This window comes from Halorubrum trapanicum, from assembly GCF_002355655.1.
GTDB lineage: Archaea > Halobacteriota > Halobacteria > Halobacteriales > Haloferacaceae > Halorubrum > Halorubrum trapanicum_A.
Window position 1 is genome coordinate 1,721,094 of record NZ_AP017569.1, and the last position, 16,882, is coordinate 1,737,975.

Consider the following 16,882-nt stretch of genomic DNA (forward strand, 5'->3'; position numbering starts at 1 on the left):
ACTTTGAGTCCCGCCCGACAGCTCCGATACCGCACCTCACGCCTCCCCAGCCTCGCCGCTCGCTCGGGGCTCCCTTCGGTCGCCCGCGTCGCTCGCGGCGTCCCTCGCGCGTGCTCCTCGCGGCCGCCGATGGCGGCCGCTCGCAGGCACGCGCCACCGCGGATCTATTTATAAGCGTTCGTCGGTCACCGTGATTCTACTTCGATCACGTGCGCGTCTTCGGGGTCGAACCCGACCGCGACCGCGCCGTCGATCGGGTCGACGACGCGGACGACGAGGTCGCGGTCCTCCCAGTCCAGCGTGACGCGCGTCGTCTCGCCGAGGAACTCCGCGCTGGCGACGGTCGCGCGCAGCGCGTTCCCGCGCGCGGAGGGCGCGGCGTCCCCTGAATTCCCGTCCGCGCCCGCGACGCGGAGGTTCTCCGGCCGGACGCAGAACGCGATCCGGTCGCCGGCGGTCGGCGAGTCGACGTCGCGCCCGTCGCCGACCCCCACGCGCAGGGTCGCGTCCCCGCCGTCGACATCGACCGCGAGCTCCCCGTCGGCGGTGGCGTCGACCACCTCCCCGGTGAACACGTTGTTGTCGCCGACGAACTCGGCGACGAACCGGGTCGCGGGCTCGCGGTAGACGGTTCGTGGGGGCGCCACCTGCTCGGGCGTCCCGTCGTTCATCACCGCGACGCGGTCGGAGACGGCCAGCGCCTCCTCCTGGTCGTGGGTGACGTATATCGTGGTGATCCCGAGTTCCGACTGGATCTCCTTCACCTGCGCGCGAAGCCGCTCGCGGAGCCGCGCGTCGAGCGCGCTCATCGGCTCGTCCAAGAGGAGCACGTCGGGCCCGGGCGCGAGCGCCCGCGCCATCGCGATCCGCTGCTGTTGCCCGCCCGAGAGGCTCTCGGGGTCGCGGTCGGCCGCGTCGGGGAGGTCGACCAGTTCGAGCAGCTCCGCGACGCGCTCGTCGCGCGTCGTCCCCTCGGGCGGCTCGGCGAAGTTGAGCCCGTACGCGACGTTCTCGCCGACGGTCATATGCGGGAACAGCGCGTAGCTCTGGAAGACGACGCCCACGTCGCGGTCCTCGGGCGGGACGCCGGCCATCGACTCGCCGCCGAACCGGACCGCCCCGCTCGTCGGCTCCTCGAACCCCGCGATCAGCCGGAGCGTGGTCGTCTTCCCGCAGCCCGAGGGCCCGACGAGCGTGAAGAACTCCCCCTCGCGCACCCGGAGCGTCACGTCGTCGACGGCGGCCGTCTCGCCGTAGCGCTTCGTCACGCCGTCGAGTTCGACGGCGACTGAGTGGCCGTTTTCCGAACCCGTAGCCCGCTCAGAGCCCACGGTGCTCACCTCCCAGCCGCTCGATGACGACGAAGCTGAGGCCGGTGACGACCAGCAGGACGACGCCCATGGCGGTCGCCGGTCCGAGCCGCCGCCCGATGAAGCGTTCGATCGCGACGGGCATCGTGTACGCGTCGGCGCCGGTCGCCAGCACGACGGTCGAGGTGAACTCGCCGATCGACACCGCGAACGCGAACGCCGCGCCCGCGACGACGGCGGGCCAGACGAGGGGGAGCTCCACGTCGCGGACCACCCGCGCCCGCGAGGCGCCGAGCGCCCGCGCGGACTCGACGAGCGAGCGGTCCAGCCCGGCGAGCCCGGGCGACACGGTGCGCACGACGAACGGGTAGCCCGAGACCGCGTGCGCGACGACGATCGCGACCGCGCCGCTCGCGGCGATCCGCCACCCCGCGATCTCGACGCCGAAGACGAGCCCCCGAAGCAGGCCGAGGCCGACGATGATCCCGGACACCGCCAGCGGCGCCATCACGGCCGCGTCGACCAGCGTCCGCCCGCGGTACCGCCGCGTGGTCAGCACCGCGACGACGACGCCCATCGGCAGCGCGAGCAGGGTCGCCCCCGTCGCGAAGACCAGCGAGTTCCGGATGGCGGGCCACGGCCGCACCTGGAACGCCGCCCCCGTCTGCTGGCGCTCGACGAGGAACCGGTAGTGGTCGAGCGTGAGCGCGCCGTCACCGCCCGTGACGCTCGCGAGGACCATCGACGCGATCGGCGCGAGGAAGATGATCCCCGCGACGGCGACGTAGGCGGCGAGCCCCGCCCGCGGCAGCAGCTCTCGGAGGGTGGGGGCCGGCGGGAACAGCGGTCGCCGCGGCAGCGGGCGCGCGCCCCGCGTGTTCGTCGAGCTGCGGGCCTCGTACCGGAGGTACGCGAGGAGGACCCCGAGCGAGATCGCGAGCTCGACGATCGCCAGCGCGGCGGCCTCGGCGTAGCTCAGGTCGCGCACCAGCCGATAAATGAACACCTCCACGGTCGCGAGCTGGAACCCGCCGAGCGCTAAGACGATGGGGAACGTGCCGAAGGTGAACACGAAGGTGAGGGCCGCGCCCGTCAGCACCGCGGGGTACACCTGCGGCGCGACCACGTCGACGAACGCGCGGACCGGGCCGGCGCCGAGGCTCCGGGCCGTCTCGACCGCGCTCGCGTCCACCGACTCCCACGCCGCGGCCGTCACGCGCGCCACGAGCGGCGCGTTGTAGAACGCGTGGGCGATCACCACCGCTTCGAGGGTGAAGAGCAGGTCGACCGGCGGGAGCCCGATCGCGGTCAGCGCGGCGTTCAGGGTGCCGTTGTCGCCGAACGTGGCGACGAACCCGACCGCGACCATGATCGACGGGAGGACGAACGGGACGATGGTGAGCGAACGCAGCGTCCGCCGGCCGGGGAACTCGAAGCGCGCGAGCAGGTAGGCGGCGGGGAGCCCGAGGGCGACGCTCGCGAGCGTCGAGAGGACCGCCTGGTACGCGGTGAAGCCGACGATCCCCAGCCGGCGGTCCGGAGAGAGCAGCGAGCGCGCGACCGCGGCCGGCGATTCGCCCGACAGCAGCCGCGCGAGTTCGCCGAAGTAGAACGGGTCGGTGAGGACCTCGGCGAAGACCGCGAGGGTGACGGCGCCGTCGACGACGACCGCCTCGATCAGGACGGTCGCGGTCGGGTAGTAGAAGGCGACGACGAGCGCGGCGCTGGTGAGGACCGCGAGCGCGGTCAGCGCGTGCGACTCGACGCCCTCGCGGAGGCGGGTCAGCCGGTCCGCACGCCGGCCGTCGTCGGTCGCCCGGTCGTCGTCACCGGTCGCACGCCCGCCGTCGACTCCCGTCACGCGCTCGGTTCCTCGTCGGCCACGCGGTTAGTTCCCGGCGAACTGCCGCTCCCAGGCCTCGACCCACGCGTCGACCGAGCCCTGAAGCTCGTCGTAGGTGAACGTCACCGGGTCGGCCGGCTCCTTCGCCAGCTCGGCGTAGTCGCTCGGCAGCTCGGCGCCGTTCGTCGCCGGGAACGCGACGTTGCGCCGGGCGATCTGGCCCTGAACCGCCGGCTCCAGCATGAACGACATGAACTCCCGGGCGAGGTCGGGTTCGTCCGCCTCGGCGAAGACCGCCATCCCCTCGGGGTTCGCGTACGCCTGGTCGTTCAGGAAGCGGATCTGGTGTTTGTCGAGGTCCTGCCCCTCCATGTCGGCGAACACCTGGTCGGTGGAGTAGGAGACGACCATCGGCGCCTCTCCCTCGCTCCACGCCGCGTACGCGTCGTCCCACGAGCCGAGGACGCGCACCTCGTTCTCCTGGAGGTCCGCCCAGTAGTCGAGGTAGTCGTAGTCGGGGTCGCCGTCCTCGCCCGCGATCGCCTCGCCGTCGCCGTCGCTCGCGACGCCGCCGTCGCCGAAGCGGTTGACCGTGTGGAGGAGGAACGCGCGCCCGGTCGAGGAGGCGCCGGGGTTCTGCGCGATGAGCGCGCCCCTGTGCTCCTCGTCGAGCAGCCCCTCGAACGTCTCCGGGGCCTCCGTCGCGGTGCCGTCGTACACGAGGCTGATGTACCCGGTGTCGTACGGGACCGCGCGGTCGAACGGGTCGAACCGGAGCCCCTCCTTCACCGCGTCGCGCCCGTCGACGTCGCCCGCCTCGACGAAGAGGTCGCCGTCGAGCTCGTCGTCGACGCGCACGAGGTCCTCCGTGGTGAGCCCCACGTAGAGGTCGGCGTCGATCGACGCGCCGGACGCGGCGCGCTCGATGTAGTAGTTCACCTCGTTGCTCGGGGTCGCCCACTCCAGCTCGGCGTCGACGCGGCTCTCGAACTCCTCTTTGAGCCACTCGCCGGGGCTCACGGAGGGCGCGTCGATGAAGCTCGTGTACGTCGCGACCGTCAGCGTCGGCGTCTCGCCGTCGCTTCCGTCCTCACCGTCGTCGGTGTCGTTTCCGTCGGCCGCACCGTCCCCCTCGCTCTCGGAGCCGTCGCTCCCGGAGCCGTCGCCCCCGTCGCCGACGCGCTCGGCGCTACAGCCGGCGAGCGCGGCGGCCCCCGCCGCCCCGGCCGCCGTCAGGAACCGTCGTCGGGTGCGTGACCGGGCGCGTCGCCGCCGCGTCTCGCTCTCGTCGGTAGTCATCACTCGGTTGTTGTACCCGGTGGTTACATAAGGGATCCGTCCGCGCCGTCCGCTTCACCTCCGGGCGGCGGGGACGAGGGGCGTCGCCGCTCGGACCGGCGACATCCATTTATCCGGAGGCGACCACCCCGATCCATGGACGAGCACACCGGAGCGCGGTCGACGCGGACGACGCGGCGGCGGCTGCTCGCCGGCGGCGCGGCGGTCGGGGTCGTCGGCCTCGCGGGCTGTCTCGGCGGGCGCGACGGGCCGGTGCCGGCCCCCGAGGTGACGAGCGACCGGATCGAGGACTGGCGGCAGACCGACGAGTCCGAGGGTACCGTGTTCGAGCGGTCGTACGGCCCCGTCACGGTTCGGGCGCTCGAACGCACGCGGATCTTCGAGTACGCGCCCGTCGCGGACGCGCTCGCCGAGACGGTCGACGCGTCGGGGTCGCCCGTCGTCTTCTTCGCGACGCGGATCGACCTCCGGCCCGCGATCGACGGGCTCCCGGCCGGCGTCGGCCGGGATCGGGTGATGAGCGAGGTGGAGACGGCGGCGGTCGACGCCTTCCGCGCGCAGCTCCGGAACGCCGGCATCGAGAACGTCGAGGTCGCCGAGGAGATGACCACTACCGTGCGCTCCGGCCACACCGCGACCGCGTGGCGACTGACGGGCGAGTACGCGCTCGACGGTGAGATTCCGCTCCCGACCGGGTCGACCGCGGAGATCGACCGCCCGCTCGAGATCGAGGCCCGGCTCGGCGTCTGGCACGACGGGACCGACGTCATCGTCGCCGGCGGCGCGTACCCGACCGAGCCGCTCCTCGAGGTCTTCGACGACGCGCTACCCGACTCGATCGACGCCGAGAGCGCGGTGACGCGGCTCGCCGACGCCGAGACCGCCGAGGCGCTCGCGACCGACCCCGCCGTCTACGACGAGGACGTCTCGCAGCTGCTCATATCGGTGGAGTAAGCGGGTCGAGGCTCCGGAATCACCGAGTTCCGTCGAAACTCTATCATTTATAAATACGGTGTGGTGGCGCGTGCCTCCGAGTGGCCGCCGAAGGCGGCCGCGAGGAGCACGCGCGAGGGAGTCGGCCGACCGGAGGGAGGCCGACGAGGCTGGGGAGGCGTGAGGCTGCGGTCCCGCGAGCGACCGGAGGGAGCGAGCGGGAGCACGGAGGTCGCAGCCCGCGCAGCGAGCGAAGCGAGCGAGCAGGACCGTCTTCCGGCGGTGCGGTCGCGGTCGGGTGGGACTCAAAGGGGCAGTCGCGAGGACGCCGTAGGCGACGTAAGCACCGCAGCGAAGGAGCGGTAGCGACTGAGCGAGGAGCGCAGCGAGCGTACGGCGTCCTCGCGACTGGGGCTTTGGCGGTGGTCGCCGTTGATCAGCGGCCACCCACGTACAGCCGAGCGATGGGGCTTTGGCGGTGGTCGCCGTCGATCAAGTCTCAGCTATTTATAAACGAGCGACTGAGCCTTCGGAGACGTTCGCCGCGCAACCCTCCGTTTCGTCTCGAACCGACCTGTTTAATCGGCGTCCCCGACTCTCGTTCCGTATGAGCGACTTCCCCGAGTTCGAGGTGATCCCCGCCGTCGACGTGCAGGACGGCGAGGTCGTCCAGTTGGTCGGCGGCGAGCGCGGGACGGGCAAGCGCTACGGCGACCCGGTCGCGGCCGCCGAGCGGTGGATCGAGGCGGGCGCCGGCACGCTCCACCTCGTCGACCTCGACGGCGCGTTCGAGGGCGAGCGCGTCAACGCGGCGGCGATCGAGTCGGTCGTCGAGAGCGTTCCGGACGCGGTCGGCCTCCAACTGGGGGGCGGCATCCGCACGGCAGAGGGCGCGCGCGACCTCCTCGAGTTGGGCCTCGACCGCGTCATCCTCGGTACCGCGGCGGTCGAGACGCCCGAGATCGTCGCCGAGATCGACGAGACGCACCCCGGGAGCGTCGTCGTCAGCCTCGACGCGAAGGACGGCGAGGTCGTGGTGTCGGGGTGGACCGAGGGGACCGGGCTCGACCCGGCCGAGGCCGCGGCGCGCTACGAAGAGCTGGGCGCCGGCGCGATCCTCTTTACGAACGTCGACGTGGAAGGGCAGTTAGAGGGGATCGACCGCGAGGCGGTCGCGAGCGTCGTCGAGGCCGTGGACATACCCGTCATCGCCTCCGGCGGCGTGGCGAGCGTCGAGGACGTTGTCGATTTAAAAGAGGCCGGCGCGGCCGCGGTCGTCGTCGGCACCGCGCTGTACGAGGGCGAGTTCACGCTCCGAGAGGCGCAGAACGCGGCCGATGAGATTTAAATACTGAACTCCGGATCTGTTGCTGCTTATTTATAAGTGACACTCGGATCGCCGGAGAACACCTCCAAAACTCCAGTCGCTTGTTAATAAATGACTGACTGTGGATCGCCGGCGAACACCTCCAAAGCCCCAGCCGGGAGGGCGCCGCACGCTCGCTGCGCTCCTCACTCGGTCGCTCACTGCGTTCGCTCCCTCGTTGCGGTGCTTGCGTCGCCTGCGGCGCCCTCCCGGCTGCCCCTTTGAGTCCCACCCCGCACCGCAACCGCACCTCACGCCTCCCCAGCCTCGCCGCTCGCTCGGGGCTCCCTTCGGTCGCCCGCGTCGCTCGCGGCGTCCCTCGCGCGGTGCTGCTCGGCCGCAAAGCGGCCTCGCAGGCACGCGCCACCGCACTCCATTTATAAGCATTCTCTCGACTCCCCAATCACGACTGCTCCTCTCTTGCGGAACCGAACCCCGCCCCACCCGCAACCGACTTACGAATCCCCCGCGACGGGCCCGTATGAGCGAGCACGACCGGACCGCGGCCGTCACCCGCGAGACGAGCGAGACGACGATCGAACTCACCCTCGCGGTCGACGGCGACGGGGAGAGCGAGGTCTCGACGGGGATCGGCTTCTACGACCACATGCTCGAATCGTTCGCCAAGCACGGCCTCTTCGACCTGACGGTCCGCTGTGACGGCGACCTCGCGATCGACGACCACCACACGGTCGAGGACGTTGCGATCTGCCTCGGCGAGGCGTTCGACGAGGCGCTCGGCGACAAGCGCGGAATTCGGCGGTACGCCGACCGGCGCGTCCCGCTCGACGAGGCGGTCGCGAGCGTCGTCGTCGACGTCGCCGGGCGCCCGTACTACGACTTCTCCGGCGAGTTCTCGCAGGAGTCGGTCGGGGAGTTCACCAGCGCCATGGCCGACCACTTCGCGCTCTCGCTGGCGCACAACGCCGGGCTGACGCTCCACGCGACCGTCGAGACGGGCGACAACGCCCACCACGAGGTCGAGGCGCTGTTCAAGGCCCTGGCCCGCGCGCTCGACGACGCCACCCGCCTCGACGAGCGCCGCAGCGACACGCCCAGCACGAAGGGGGAGCTCTGAGGCGACGGCCGCGCCCGCGGTGCGCGCTCTCCCCGTCCCGTCACTCGGGCGCGGCGAACTCGTTGTACTCCCCGTGGTGGTAGACGAGTTCGCCCTCGTCTTCCAGCGCGTGGAGGAGGTCGAACACCTCGCTGTACTCCCGGTCGCGGTCGTACTCGACCGCGAGCCGCTGGACGACGACCCCCGGCGTCACCGCCGCGGCCTCGTGTTCCTCGACGATCCGGACGGCAAGCCGCCTGAGTTCCTCCGTCTCCGAGTCCATCTCGTGACGCCGTTCGGCCGCCCCCGGCAAAACGGTCCGGGCCCGCTCGCACCCCGGGCTCCGCCGACCACTTATCCCACTGCGAACCGTTCGCACGCTCGTATGGAACTCGACTGCGAGGGCTGCGCCGGCTGCTGTGTCGACTGGCGCCCGCTCGATCCGGCCGCGGCGGGCTCGGACCGCACCGGCCCGCGCCCCCCGCTCGACGACGCCTACGACCTCGTTCCCCTCACCCGCGACGAGGTCGCCCGGTTCGTCGACGACGGCCTCGGCGACGCCTTGGTCCCCCGCCTCTTCGAGCCCGCCGAGCGCGACGACAGCGTCCGGATCGACGGGACCGACCTCGCCGCGGTCGACGGCCGGCCCGTCTTCGTCGTCGGCCTCCGGAAACCGCCGAAGCCGGTCGCGCCGATCGGGACCGACGAGCCGCGCTGGCTCGACGCCTGCGCCTTCCTCGACCCGACGACGCTCCAGTGCCGGATCCACGGGGCCGACCGCTACCCGCGCACCTGCTCGACGTACCCGGGGCACAACCTCGACCTCGGCGCCGAGACGGAGTGCGAGCGCGTCGAGGCCGCCGGCGGCGGCGACCGCCTCCTCGACGACGAGCCGCCGGACGACCTCCCGGCGCCGCCGTTCGGCCCGCAGGCGCTCGGCGCGACCGTGTTCGCCTACCCGGACCCGGACGACCTCGACGGCGTCGTCGCCCGACTCCGCGACGGGGAGGGGACCGCCGACGACCGCGCGCGCTTCGCCGGCGCCGCCGTCGGCTCTCGCCCGGGGTCGCTGTCGGTGACCCGCGAGCGCATGGCCGAAGCCCGAGAACGCGCCCGCGAGGCCGACTCGTGGGTCGGCGAAGCGATCGCGGCGTGGACCGAGCGCGCCGGCGAGAACGGTGACCGCGTCGCGCTCGACGCCGACGCCCGCGACCGACTCGTCCGCGACCTCGAAGACGACGCGGGCGCGCCCGGCACGCCGGGTTGGGGGGAGTGAGCCTCTCGCCCCCTAGTTCCCGCCGCGCGGCCGCCGGACGCCCGGCCGCCAGACCCCTTGCCGCCGGTCGAGCCACGCGACAACGACGACGTGCGGGAGCGTCATGGCAGCGATGGCGACCAGCGACACGGCGAGCAGGTCGCCCGGCGCCGCCACGCCGGCGGGCACCGAGAGGCCGACCGCGCCCACCACGAGGAACCCGCCGAGCGTGAGCGGCGCGGCGTCGCGGCCGAAGCGGGCGAGCGCCCCGACGGCGTCGCCGGCCGACGCCGCGCTCGCGGCCTCGGGGTCGACGAGGACGAGCCGCCCGACGTGCCGGAGCGCGTGCCACAGCGCGAAGTACACGCCGATCGCGAACACCGGCGCCGCGAGCAGGAACCACGCCCACAGCACCGCGAGCTCGCCGACGTCGCGGCGCCAGCCGCCCGGGTCACGCCGCGAGCCGTCCGCGTCGCGCCCGTCCCGGACCCGGCGGTAGCCCAAGACGACCGACGCCAGCGTCGCCGTCGCCATCCCGACGCCGACGCCGATCCGGACCGAAGGCGCGAACAGGGGGTCGACCGCGGTCGCGGCCGCGCCGGCGTCGACGAGGAACAGCCCGACGACCCACTCGGCGACCAGCCGGTACTCCTCGGGGTGCGCGAGGAGGGGAACGCCCATCGGGAGGCCGCCGCGGACGACGAGCGCCAGCCACCGCTCCCCGGAGGTTGGCAGGTGGTCGACGCCGGCGATCGCGAGCGTCGCCACGTCGCCCTGTCCCCAGTGGAGCCACGTGAGCGCGATGAACCCGACGAACGCGGCGACGGGCGCGGCGAAGAACGCGGCGGCGACCGCGCCGCCGAGGACCGCGTAGACGACCGAGACGACCGCGATCGACCGCCGGAGCGACACGCCCGGCGCGCCCCGGAGGGGAACGAGATGGTCCACCGCGCCGTGGGCCATCCCGACGGCGAGGGTGCCGAGCGCGAACGTCGCGACGCCGAGTTCGACCGGAAACAGGGGGGTCACGGCGCCCACCGGCAGTAGCGCGGCCAGCGCCAACGCCGGGCGCCGCGCGAACCAGCGGTCGACGCGCTCGGCCGCGGCGTCGGTTCCGGTCCCGGCTCGCTCGCTCGGTGACGTCACCCCGGCGTCGCGCTCGCGAGCCTCGGCCGGAGGGGCGTCGGCCGCGCCCGTCGACGCCGATGACGCCTCAGTCATCGACCACGTCTGGGTCCGGGTCGGCCGGCGGCTCCGGGCCGGGGACGTCGCGCTCGGTCCCGCCCGACGGCGACGGCCCAGCGACCGACCCCCGGCGGTCGTTCCAGTCGAGCACCCACTCGAACAAGACGAGGCCGTTGATCGTCATCACTCCCGCGGCGACGAAGAACAGCATCTCCTCTATCGGAAGTCCGAGGACCGTGATCCCGCTCGTCAGCTCCGGCGACAGGTACCAGGTCCCCATCCCGATCGCGATCCGGTCGGCGACCCAGAAGTACGCTGCCGGGACCAGCGTCGCCGTGACCCACAGCCGAGGCGTGCGCGCGAGGTACCCCCCGCCCACGCTCCACTGGAGCGCGAGGACCGGCCCGACCCACGCGATCAGCCCGCCGAGGTACAGGAACGAGGGGTCGAGCCGAACGAGTCCCAGCCCGACCGGCACCATCGCGAGGCCGACGAGGACCCCGGCGGCCCGCGGCGCGCGGTCGAAGTCTCCCTCCCGGAACGTCGGGTCGAAGCCGATCCGGTGGAGCGCGAGCGCGACGACGACCGTCTGTACCGTGAAAAAGAGGTACTCCCCCAGCGGGATCGACAGCGCCCGCGCGACGACGGCGCCGTCGGCGTACCCCCACGCCCCCCGTCGGATCATGTAGCTGATCCACGGCGTGGTGTAGGCGTACGCGATAGCGACGAGGATCGCGATCCCGCCGACCGCCCGGCGCTGGCGCTTCGGCTCGTACCGCGGGGCGACGTACCACAGCAGCGCCAGGACGGGGAGACTGAAGACGAGATGAAACTGGAGATACGTCAGCGTCGGTAGCATCGGACCACCCCAACGAGGACGCTCATGCCCATGTGTACTCCCTATTTCTGTTTAACCCTTCAGCCGAACGTGGTCAGGTATCCCCGGCCCGAACCGGTTCGGGGGTCACGCTTCGGCCGCGAGCACGCCGTGCGACTCCAACACCTTCCCGAGCCGGTACATGGAGGCGACGACCGAGTCGCAGACCGGCCGCACCGCGGACTTGGGGACGAACCCGACGGCGAGCCCCGCGACCTCCAGCATCGGCAGGTCGTTCGCGCCGTCGCCGACCGCCACCGTCTCCGCCATCGGCACGCCCACCTCGGCCGCGAGGTCGGCCAGCGCGTCGTCCTTCGTCCCCTCGATGAGCGGCCCCTCGGCCTCGCCGGTGAGCGCGCCGTCCGCGTCGGTCGGCAGCCGGTTCGCGACGATCGTGTCGACCGAGACCCCCTCGCGGGCGAGCGCCGCCTCGACGCCGCGCTCGAACCCGCCGGTGAGCACGGCGACGTGGTGGCCCTCCTCCCGCAGGCGCTCGATGAGGCGCGCGGCGCCGGGCCGGATCCGGACCGCGTCGAACGCGTCCTCGACTTCCGTCGCCCCGAGCTCCTCTAGCAGCGCCGCGCGCCGGTAGAGGCTCTCGGCGTAGCCGATCTCGTCGTTCATCGCCCGCTCGGTGATCTCGGCGACCTCGTCGGTGACGCCGGCCCGCTCCGCGAGCAGCACCGTCATCTCGGAGTCGGAGAGCGTCCCGTCGAAGTCGAACGCGATGAGGCTCATGGCGTCCGTTCGTCGCGGCGGGGCCTTGAAGCGCGCGGTCGACCGCGAGCGCTACTGCCGACCGGACGCCCCCGCTTACAGCCGCTCGCCGCGGTACTCGAAGTAGGTGACTTCCTCGGCACACCAGGAACAGCCGCACTCGCTATAGTAGCCGCTCCGCCCGGTGAGCCGGTCGGGGTGGGTGATCTCGATACCGCGCTGGAACCGCTCCGCGAGCTCGTGGTAGCGGTCACACTCCTCCCAGAACGACGCCGCGGCGGCCATCACGTGCGATCACGAGAAACTCGTATTTGAACGTTTCTCCCGAATCGGCCCGCTCTCCCCCGTTGCGACCCTTTCTCACGCCGCTTCCGTCACTCGCCGTCCGCGTCGGCGAGGAACTCCACGTCGCCGGCGATCACCGCGCTCGCGATGACCCCGACCCCGACGACGGTCGCGACTCCGAGGGTGGTCAGCGTCACCGAGACCGCGGACCCGCCGATCGCGACGCCGACGAACGCCCCGACGGCCCCGCCGACGCCGCCGGCGATCACCGCCAGGGTCTGTGCCTCGCGCATAGGTGTCGCTTCAGTAACACGGTTTATAAGCGTTCCCGCCGGGTTCTCTCCGGTGATAACGCCGCGAGCGCCGGCCGAATCCGTCCGGCCCCGTTTCAGCGCGGATAGCTCCGGCCGAGGTCGACGCCGCCGGAATCGTCGTCGTCCGCGCCGTCGACGTCGTCGTCCGCCTCGTCGGAGCCGCCTTCCTCGCCGCCGCCCGTCCCGTCGGAGCCGCCTTCCTCGCCGCCGCCCGGGCTCACGCTCCCGGTCCGGTAGCCCGCCATGTCGAGGGTGACGTACTCGAAGCCGAGGTCGGTGAGGTGCTCGTGGACGGCGTCGGCGAAGTCGGGGTCGAGCGCGCGCTCTAACTCGTCCGGCGCGATCTCGACGCGGGCGAGGCCGTCGTGGTCGCGCACGCGGAACCCCTCGAATCCCCACTCGCGGAGCACCCGTTCGGCCTTCTCGACGCGGGTCAACCGCTCCTCGGTCACCTCCAGGCCGGTCGGGATCCGTGAGGAGAGACACGCCATCGAGGGCTTGTCGGCCACGGAGAGGTCGTACGAGTCGGCGATCGCGCGGACCTCCTCCTTCGAGATCCCGGCGTCGAGCAGCGGCGAGAACACGTCGAGCTCCTCGACCGCGCGGAGCCCGGGCCGGTGTCCCTCGCCCGGGTCGTCCGCGTTCGTCCCGTCGCAGACGGTGTCGATGCCGAGCTCCGTGGCCGTCTCGTACATCTCTCCGAGCCGCATCGTCCGGCAGTGGTAACAGCGGTCGCCGTCGTTGGCGACGAAGTTCGGGTCGTCCAGCTCGGAGAACGTCACCGTCTCGTGGTCGATTCCGATCTCGTCGGCGACGCGCTTCGCGTCGTCGAGCTCCGCCGCGGGGAGCGTCTCGCTGCGGGCGGTGCACGCCACGGCGTCGTCGCCGAGCGCGTCCCGCGCCAGCGCGGCCACCACCGCGGAGTCGACGCCGCCCGAGAACGCGACGAGAACCCCGTCGCGCTCGCCGAGCGCGTCGCGGGCGCTCGCCGCCTTCGCCGCCGTCTCGGGTGCGAGCGACCCGTCGTCGGCCGCTCGCGCGTTCCGGCTCATGGCCGGCGTTCGCGGCGAGCGCGAAAAAGCCCGTCGCACGCGGAACCGGTCTCGGCCCGCCCTCGGACCGTCACCCCCGTCCCGCGCCATCGACCCGCACGCTTTAGACCGTTGCCGCGATACCGGCGGGTAGATGGAGCTGGAGGCGATCCCCGGCGTCGGCGCCAAGACGGCCGCGGCCTTACGCGAGCTCGACGACCCGGCCGCGACCGTCGAGTCCGGCGACGTGGCCGCCATCGCCCGCGCGCCGGGCGTCAACGAGGCACGCGCGGCCCGCATCGCGCGCGGGGCGATCCGCCGCCGCCACGACGACGACGGGCGCGTGCTGGCCACCGACCGCGCCCGCGAGCTGTACCGCGAGGCGATCGACCTGCTGCGCGAGCGCACGGTCACCGACTACGCGGCGAAGCGGCTGGAGACGTTCTACCCGAGCGCGTCCGCCTCGCGGATCGAGGAGGCGCAGGCGTTCGCGGCCGACGCGACGGCGCGCGACCCCGACCCGGCCGTCCGCGAGGCGCTCGCGGACTGCGCGCCCCTGTCGGACCCCCCGACCGTCCGCGTCCGCGACCGCTGCCTCGCGACCGCCGACGCCGAGACGCTCGCGCGCGCCGAGGCCGAGGTGCCCGAACTCTCCGTCGAGACCGTCGAGGACGCGCGCGACGTCTCCGAGCTCGGCCGGTCGTACGCCTCCGTCATCGTCTTAGACGAGTCGTTCGCCGGGCTCGACGTCGAGGGCGACGTGAGCGTGCGGCCGGACGCGCTCGAAAATCCCGCCGAAACCGTCCCCGAACGGCTGCTCGCGTTCTTCGCCGAGAACCGCGAGCGGCTGGAGGCGGCCGCGGCGGTCCACGAGGCGGCCGCGGCGGCCGGCGACCCGGTCTCGGGCGGGGGCTCTGACCCCGCCCCCCCGGTCGACCTCGACCGGCTCCGCGACGCGCTCTCGCGGCTCGACGACGACGGCACCATCGCGGGCGACGCGGAGCTCGACCGGCTGACGGCCGCGGTCGACGACCTCGACGCCGCGGTGTCGACGGCGGCCTCGGTCGCCGACGACCGCCTGCGCGAGGCGATCCGCGAGCGCGACGTCACCATCGAGGGGACCGACTTCCTCTCCCTCGTCGAGCAGGGCGCTCGCGTCGACTCCCTCTTGGACCGCGAGCTGGCCGACGAGTACGACGAGGCGATCGACGCCGCCCGCGAACACCTCGCCGACGCGCTCCGCTTGAAGCCCGAGGAGGCGGAGCTGGCCGAGCGCGTCTTCGGCGGCGACCCCTCCTTCCCGGTCGACCACGACGAGAGCGCCGTCTCCCGGCTCCGCACCGAGCTCTCCGCGGCCCGCGACCGCCGCGCGGCGAAGCTGAAGGCCGACCTCGCGAGCGACCTCGGCGACCTCCGCGAGCCGGTCGAGGACCTCGTGCGCGACGCGCTCGAACTCGACGTCGAACTCGCGATTTCGCGGTTCGCACGCGACTTCGACTGCGTCATGCCCGAGGTGGTCGGGCCGGAGGAGGCCGACGCCGAGGCCGGCGGCGACGCGGTCGCGGGCTTCCGCATCGAGGGCGGCCGCTCCCCGCTGCTCGACGTCGACTTCGCGGCCGTCGAGCCGGTCGACTACGCCGTCTCGGGCGCGACGCTGCTGTCGGGGGTCAACTCCGGCGGCAAGACCTCCACGCTCGACCTGGTCGCCCTGGTCGTCGTCCTCGCGCAGATGGGCATGCCCGTGCCCGCCGAGTCGGCGACCGTCGAGCGGTTCGAGGAGGTCCACTACTACGCGAAGTCGCAGGGGACCCTCGACGCGGGCGCGTTCGAGGCGACGCTCCGGGACTTCGGCGACCTCGTCGACGGCGCGGACGGCCGGCTCGTCCTCGTCGACGAGCTGGAGTCGATCACCGAGCCGGGCGCCTCCGCGAAGATCATCGCGGGCATCCTGGAGGCGCTCGACGACCAGGACGCCACCGCCGTCTTCGTCTCCCATTTGGCCCGCGAGATCCGTGACGCCGCGGACTTCGCGGTCGCGGTCGACGGGATCGAGGCCGCGGGGCTCGTCGACGGCGAGCTCCGGGTGAACCGCTCGCCGAAGAAAGGGCACCTCGCGCGGTCGACGCCGGAACTCATCGTCGAGAAGCTCGCGGACGACCGCGGCGGCGAGTTCTACGGCGACCTGTTGGAGAAGTTCTGAGGGGTGGCTCGTCGGCGCCGACCCTACTCGCCGTCGTCGTCGGTTCGGTCGGCTCAGTCGCCCTCGGATCGGTCGGCTCAGTCGCCGTCGAGCTCCGCGGTGACCGTGATCTCGACGTCGAGCGGCGCGGGGAGCCGAGACACCTCGACGCAGGTTCTCGCCGGGTACGGCTCCGAGAGGAACGCCCGGTACGCCTCGTTGACCGCGTCGTAGTCGTCCATGTCCGTGAGGTAGACGGTCGCCGACACGATCGCGTCCGGGGTCGTCCCGGCCGCCTCCAGGATCGCGGCGACGTTTTCGAGCGTCTGCGTCGTCTGTTCGGCGACCGACTCGGGGGCCTCGCCGGTGTCGGGGTCCACGCCCGTCTTCCCCGAGACGCGGACCGTGTCGCCGGAGACGATCCCCTGCGAGTACGGACCGAGGGCCTCCGGCACGTCGTCCGTCGTGATTTCTCGCATTGCTCGGAGGACGACGCGCCGCGGTATCAAGATGCGGGTCGCGGGGGTCACCCCGACCGCTCCGGACGCTCTTCGCCCCGCCGACATATTCATACAGGCTCGGTCGGAATCGAGCCGTATGCCAGCCGTGTCCCCGTTCGGCGTCCTCCTCTTCGCGGCGCAGGTCGGCGTCGGCGCTCAGGTGTCTCGCTCGCTTTCGACCACCGGCCGCGCTCGTCGCGCCGCGGTCGGGCTCGCCGTGGCGGTGCTCGGACTGCTGGTCCTGTTCCGCTTCGGCGTCATCGCGACGGTCGCCGTCGATCTGGTCGCGCTCCTCGTCGTTGCGAGCGTCATCGGATCGTCCGGTCGTCGCCCGACTGCGGGGTGACCTTTATAAGGTAGACCGTGGTGTCGCTGTCGGCTATTTATAAACGACCGACGCTGCTAGGGTGCCGATATCCAAAGCCCAGTCGCTCGTTTATAAATAGCTGCTAGCAAGCCCACGGACGACGCCTCCAAAGCCCCAGCCGCGAGGGCTCGGTGCGGTCGCTGCGGTCCTCGTCGGTCGCTGCCGCTCCCTCCCTGCGGTACTTGCGTCGCCTATGTCGGCCTCGCGGCTGCCCCTTTGAGTCCCACCCGCACCGCTCCGCACCTCACTCCTCCCCAGCCTCGCCGCTCACGCTTCGCGGCTGCGCCGCTCGCGTTCGCGGCGTCCCTCGCGGGCTGGCTCGCGGCCGCCGGTGGCGGCCGCTCGCAGGCGCGCCACCGCACTT

General features: G+C 72.5%; 17 protein-coding genes. 6 read left to right on the top strand and 11 right to left on the bottom strand.

Annotated elements, in window-relative coordinates; genetic code table 11:
* Positions 1 to 185: 185 nt before the first annotated feature.
* The 3 genes from CPZ01_RS08335 to CPZ01_RS08345 are packed head-to-tail and all read right to left on the bottom strand — an operon-like array spanning position 186 to position 4,452.
* The gene (locus CPZ01_RS08335; protein WP_096394289.1) at positions 186 to 1,331 is read right to left on the bottom strand and encodes an ABC transporter ATP-binding protein; all 1,146 of its coding nucleotides are present in this window, start codon (positions 1,329 to 1,331) and stop codon (positions 186 to 188) included.
* On the bottom strand, positions 1,321 to 3,171 hold the full coding sequence (locus tag CPZ01_RS08340; RefSeq protein ID WP_096394290.1) for an ABC transporter permease: 1,851 nt from the start codon (positions 3,169 to 3,171) through the stop codon (positions 1,321 to 1,323). The genes CPZ01_RS08335 and CPZ01_RS08340 overlap by 11 nt, the downstream gene beginning before the upstream one ends.
* 27 nt (positions 3,172 to 3,198) lie before the next feature.
* Positions 3,199 to 4,452, bottom strand: coding sequence for a thiamine ABC transporter substrate-binding protein (locus CPZ01_RS08345; protein ID WP_096394291.1), 1,254 nt, complete (start codon positions 4,450 to 4,452; stop codon positions 3,199 to 3,201).
* Between the two features lie 135 nt (positions 4,453 to 4,587).
* Here CPZ01_RS08345 and CPZ01_RS08350 point away from each other — a divergent pair, with 135 nt between their 5' ends.
* The 3 genes from CPZ01_RS08350 (at position 4,588) to hisB (ending at position 7,829) form a co-directional block, all read left to right on the top strand.
* The gene (locus CPZ01_RS08350; RefSeq protein WP_096394292.1) at positions 4,588 to 5,406 is read left to right on the top strand and encodes a hypothetical protein; all 819 of its coding nucleotides are present in this window, start codon (positions 4,588 to 4,590) and stop codon (positions 5,404 to 5,406) included.
* Positions 5,407 to 5,992: 586 nt separating this feature from the next.
* A complete protein-coding gene (gene hisA, locus CPZ01_RS08355; protein ID WP_096394293.1) occupies positions 5,993 to 6,733 on the top strand; it encodes a 1-(5-phosphoribosyl)-5-[(5-phosphoribosylamino)methylideneamino]imidazole-4-carboxamide isomerase in 741 nt (246 codons plus the stop codon).
* Positions 6,734 to 7,232: 499 nt separating this feature from the next.
* Positions 7,233 to 7,829, top strand: coding sequence for an imidazoleglycerol-phosphate dehydratase HisB (gene hisB, locus CPZ01_RS08360; RefSeq protein ID WP_096394294.1), 597 nt, complete (start codon positions 7,233 to 7,235; stop codon positions 7,827 to 7,829).
* Between the two features lie 40 nt (positions 7,830 to 7,869).
* Here hisB and CPZ01_RS08365 read toward each other — a convergent pair whose 3' ends face one another.
* Positions 7,870 to 8,091 (bottom strand): hypothetical protein, encoded by a 222-nt coding sequence (locus CPZ01_RS08365; protein ID WP_096394295.1) that lies wholly within the window; start codon positions 8,089 to 8,091, stop codon positions 7,870 to 7,872.
* A gap of 102 nt (positions 8,092 to 8,193) precedes the next feature.
* Here CPZ01_RS08365 and CPZ01_RS08370 point away from each other — a divergent pair, with 102 nt between their 5' ends.
* Entirely contained in the window at positions 8,194 to 9,084 is an 891-nt protein-coding gene (locus tag CPZ01_RS08370) for a YkgJ family cysteine cluster protein (protein ID WP_096394296.1), read from the top strand.
* Between the two features lie 12 nt (positions 9,085 to 9,096).
* Here the strand turns inward: CPZ01_RS08370 and CPZ01_RS08375 are convergent, their stop codons facing one another.
* The 6 genes from CPZ01_RS08375 to larE all read right to left on the bottom strand — a co-directional run bounded on the left by CPZ01_RS08375 (position 9,097) and on the right by larE (position 13,493).
* A complete protein-coding gene (locus CPZ01_RS08375) occupies positions 9,097 to 10,284 on the bottom strand; it encodes a Brp/Blh family beta-carotene 15,15'-dioxygenase (protein ID WP_096394297.1) in 1,188 nt (395 codons plus the stop codon).
* Positions 10,277 to 11,107, bottom strand: a complete 831-nt coding sequence (locus tag CPZ01_RS08380) for a lycopene cyclase domain-containing protein (RefSeq protein WP_096394298.1) — start codon at positions 11,105 to 11,107, stop codon at positions 10,277 to 10,279. The genes CPZ01_RS08375 and CPZ01_RS08380 overlap by 8 nt, the downstream gene beginning before the upstream one ends.
* Positions 11,108 to 11,212: 105 nt before the next feature.
* Positions 11,213 to 11,863 carry a phosphoserine phosphatase SerB gene (gene serB, locus CPZ01_RS08385; RefSeq protein ID WP_096394299.1) on the bottom strand — a complete coding sequence of 217 codons (651 nt, stop codon included), beginning with the start codon at positions 11,861 to 11,863 and terminating at the stop codon, positions 11,213 to 11,215.
* Positions 11,864 to 11,938: 75 nt separating this feature from the next.
* Positions 11,939 to 12,127, bottom strand: coding sequence for a hypothetical protein (locus CPZ01_RS08390; RefSeq protein WP_096394300.1), 189 nt, complete (start codon positions 12,125 to 12,127; stop codon positions 11,939 to 11,941).
* Positions 12,128 to 12,216: 89 nt separating this feature from the next.
* Positions 12,217 to 12,420, bottom strand: a complete 204-nt coding sequence (locus CPZ01_RS08395) for a hypothetical protein (RefSeq protein WP_096394301.1) — start codon at positions 12,418 to 12,420, stop codon at positions 12,217 to 12,219.
* Between the two features lie 95 nt (positions 12,421 to 12,515).
* A complete protein-coding gene (gene larE, locus CPZ01_RS08400) occupies positions 12,516 to 13,493 on the bottom strand; it encodes an ATP-dependent sacrificial sulfur transferase LarE (protein WP_096394302.1) in 978 nt (325 codons plus the stop codon).
* Positions 13,494 to 13,626: 133 nt separating this feature from the next.
* Between larE and CPZ01_RS08405 the strand changes: the two genes are divergently transcribed.
* Positions 13,627 to 15,672, top strand: a complete 2,046-nt coding sequence (locus tag CPZ01_RS08405; protein WP_096394303.1) for a MutS-related protein — start codon at positions 13,627 to 13,629, stop codon at positions 15,670 to 15,672.
* Positions 15,673 to 15,749: 77 nt separating this feature from the next.
* On the opposite strand, the gene CPZ01_RS08410 is transcribed toward CPZ01_RS08405, so the two are convergent.
* The gene (locus tag CPZ01_RS08410; RefSeq protein ID WP_096394304.1) at positions 15,750 to 16,130 is read right to left on the bottom strand and encodes a RidA family protein; all 381 of its coding nucleotides are present in this window, start codon (positions 16,128 to 16,130) and stop codon (positions 15,750 to 15,752) included.
* Between the two features lie 118 nt (positions 16,131 to 16,248).
* Here CPZ01_RS08410 and CPZ01_RS08415 point away from each other — a divergent pair, with 118 nt between their 5' ends.
* Positions 16,249 to 16,497 carry a hypothetical protein gene (locus CPZ01_RS08415; protein ID WP_096394305.1) on the top strand — a complete coding sequence of 83 codons (249 nt, stop codon included), beginning with the start codon at positions 16,249 to 16,251 and terminating at the stop codon, positions 16,495 to 16,497.
* Positions 16,498 to 16,882: the final 385 nt, after the last annotated feature.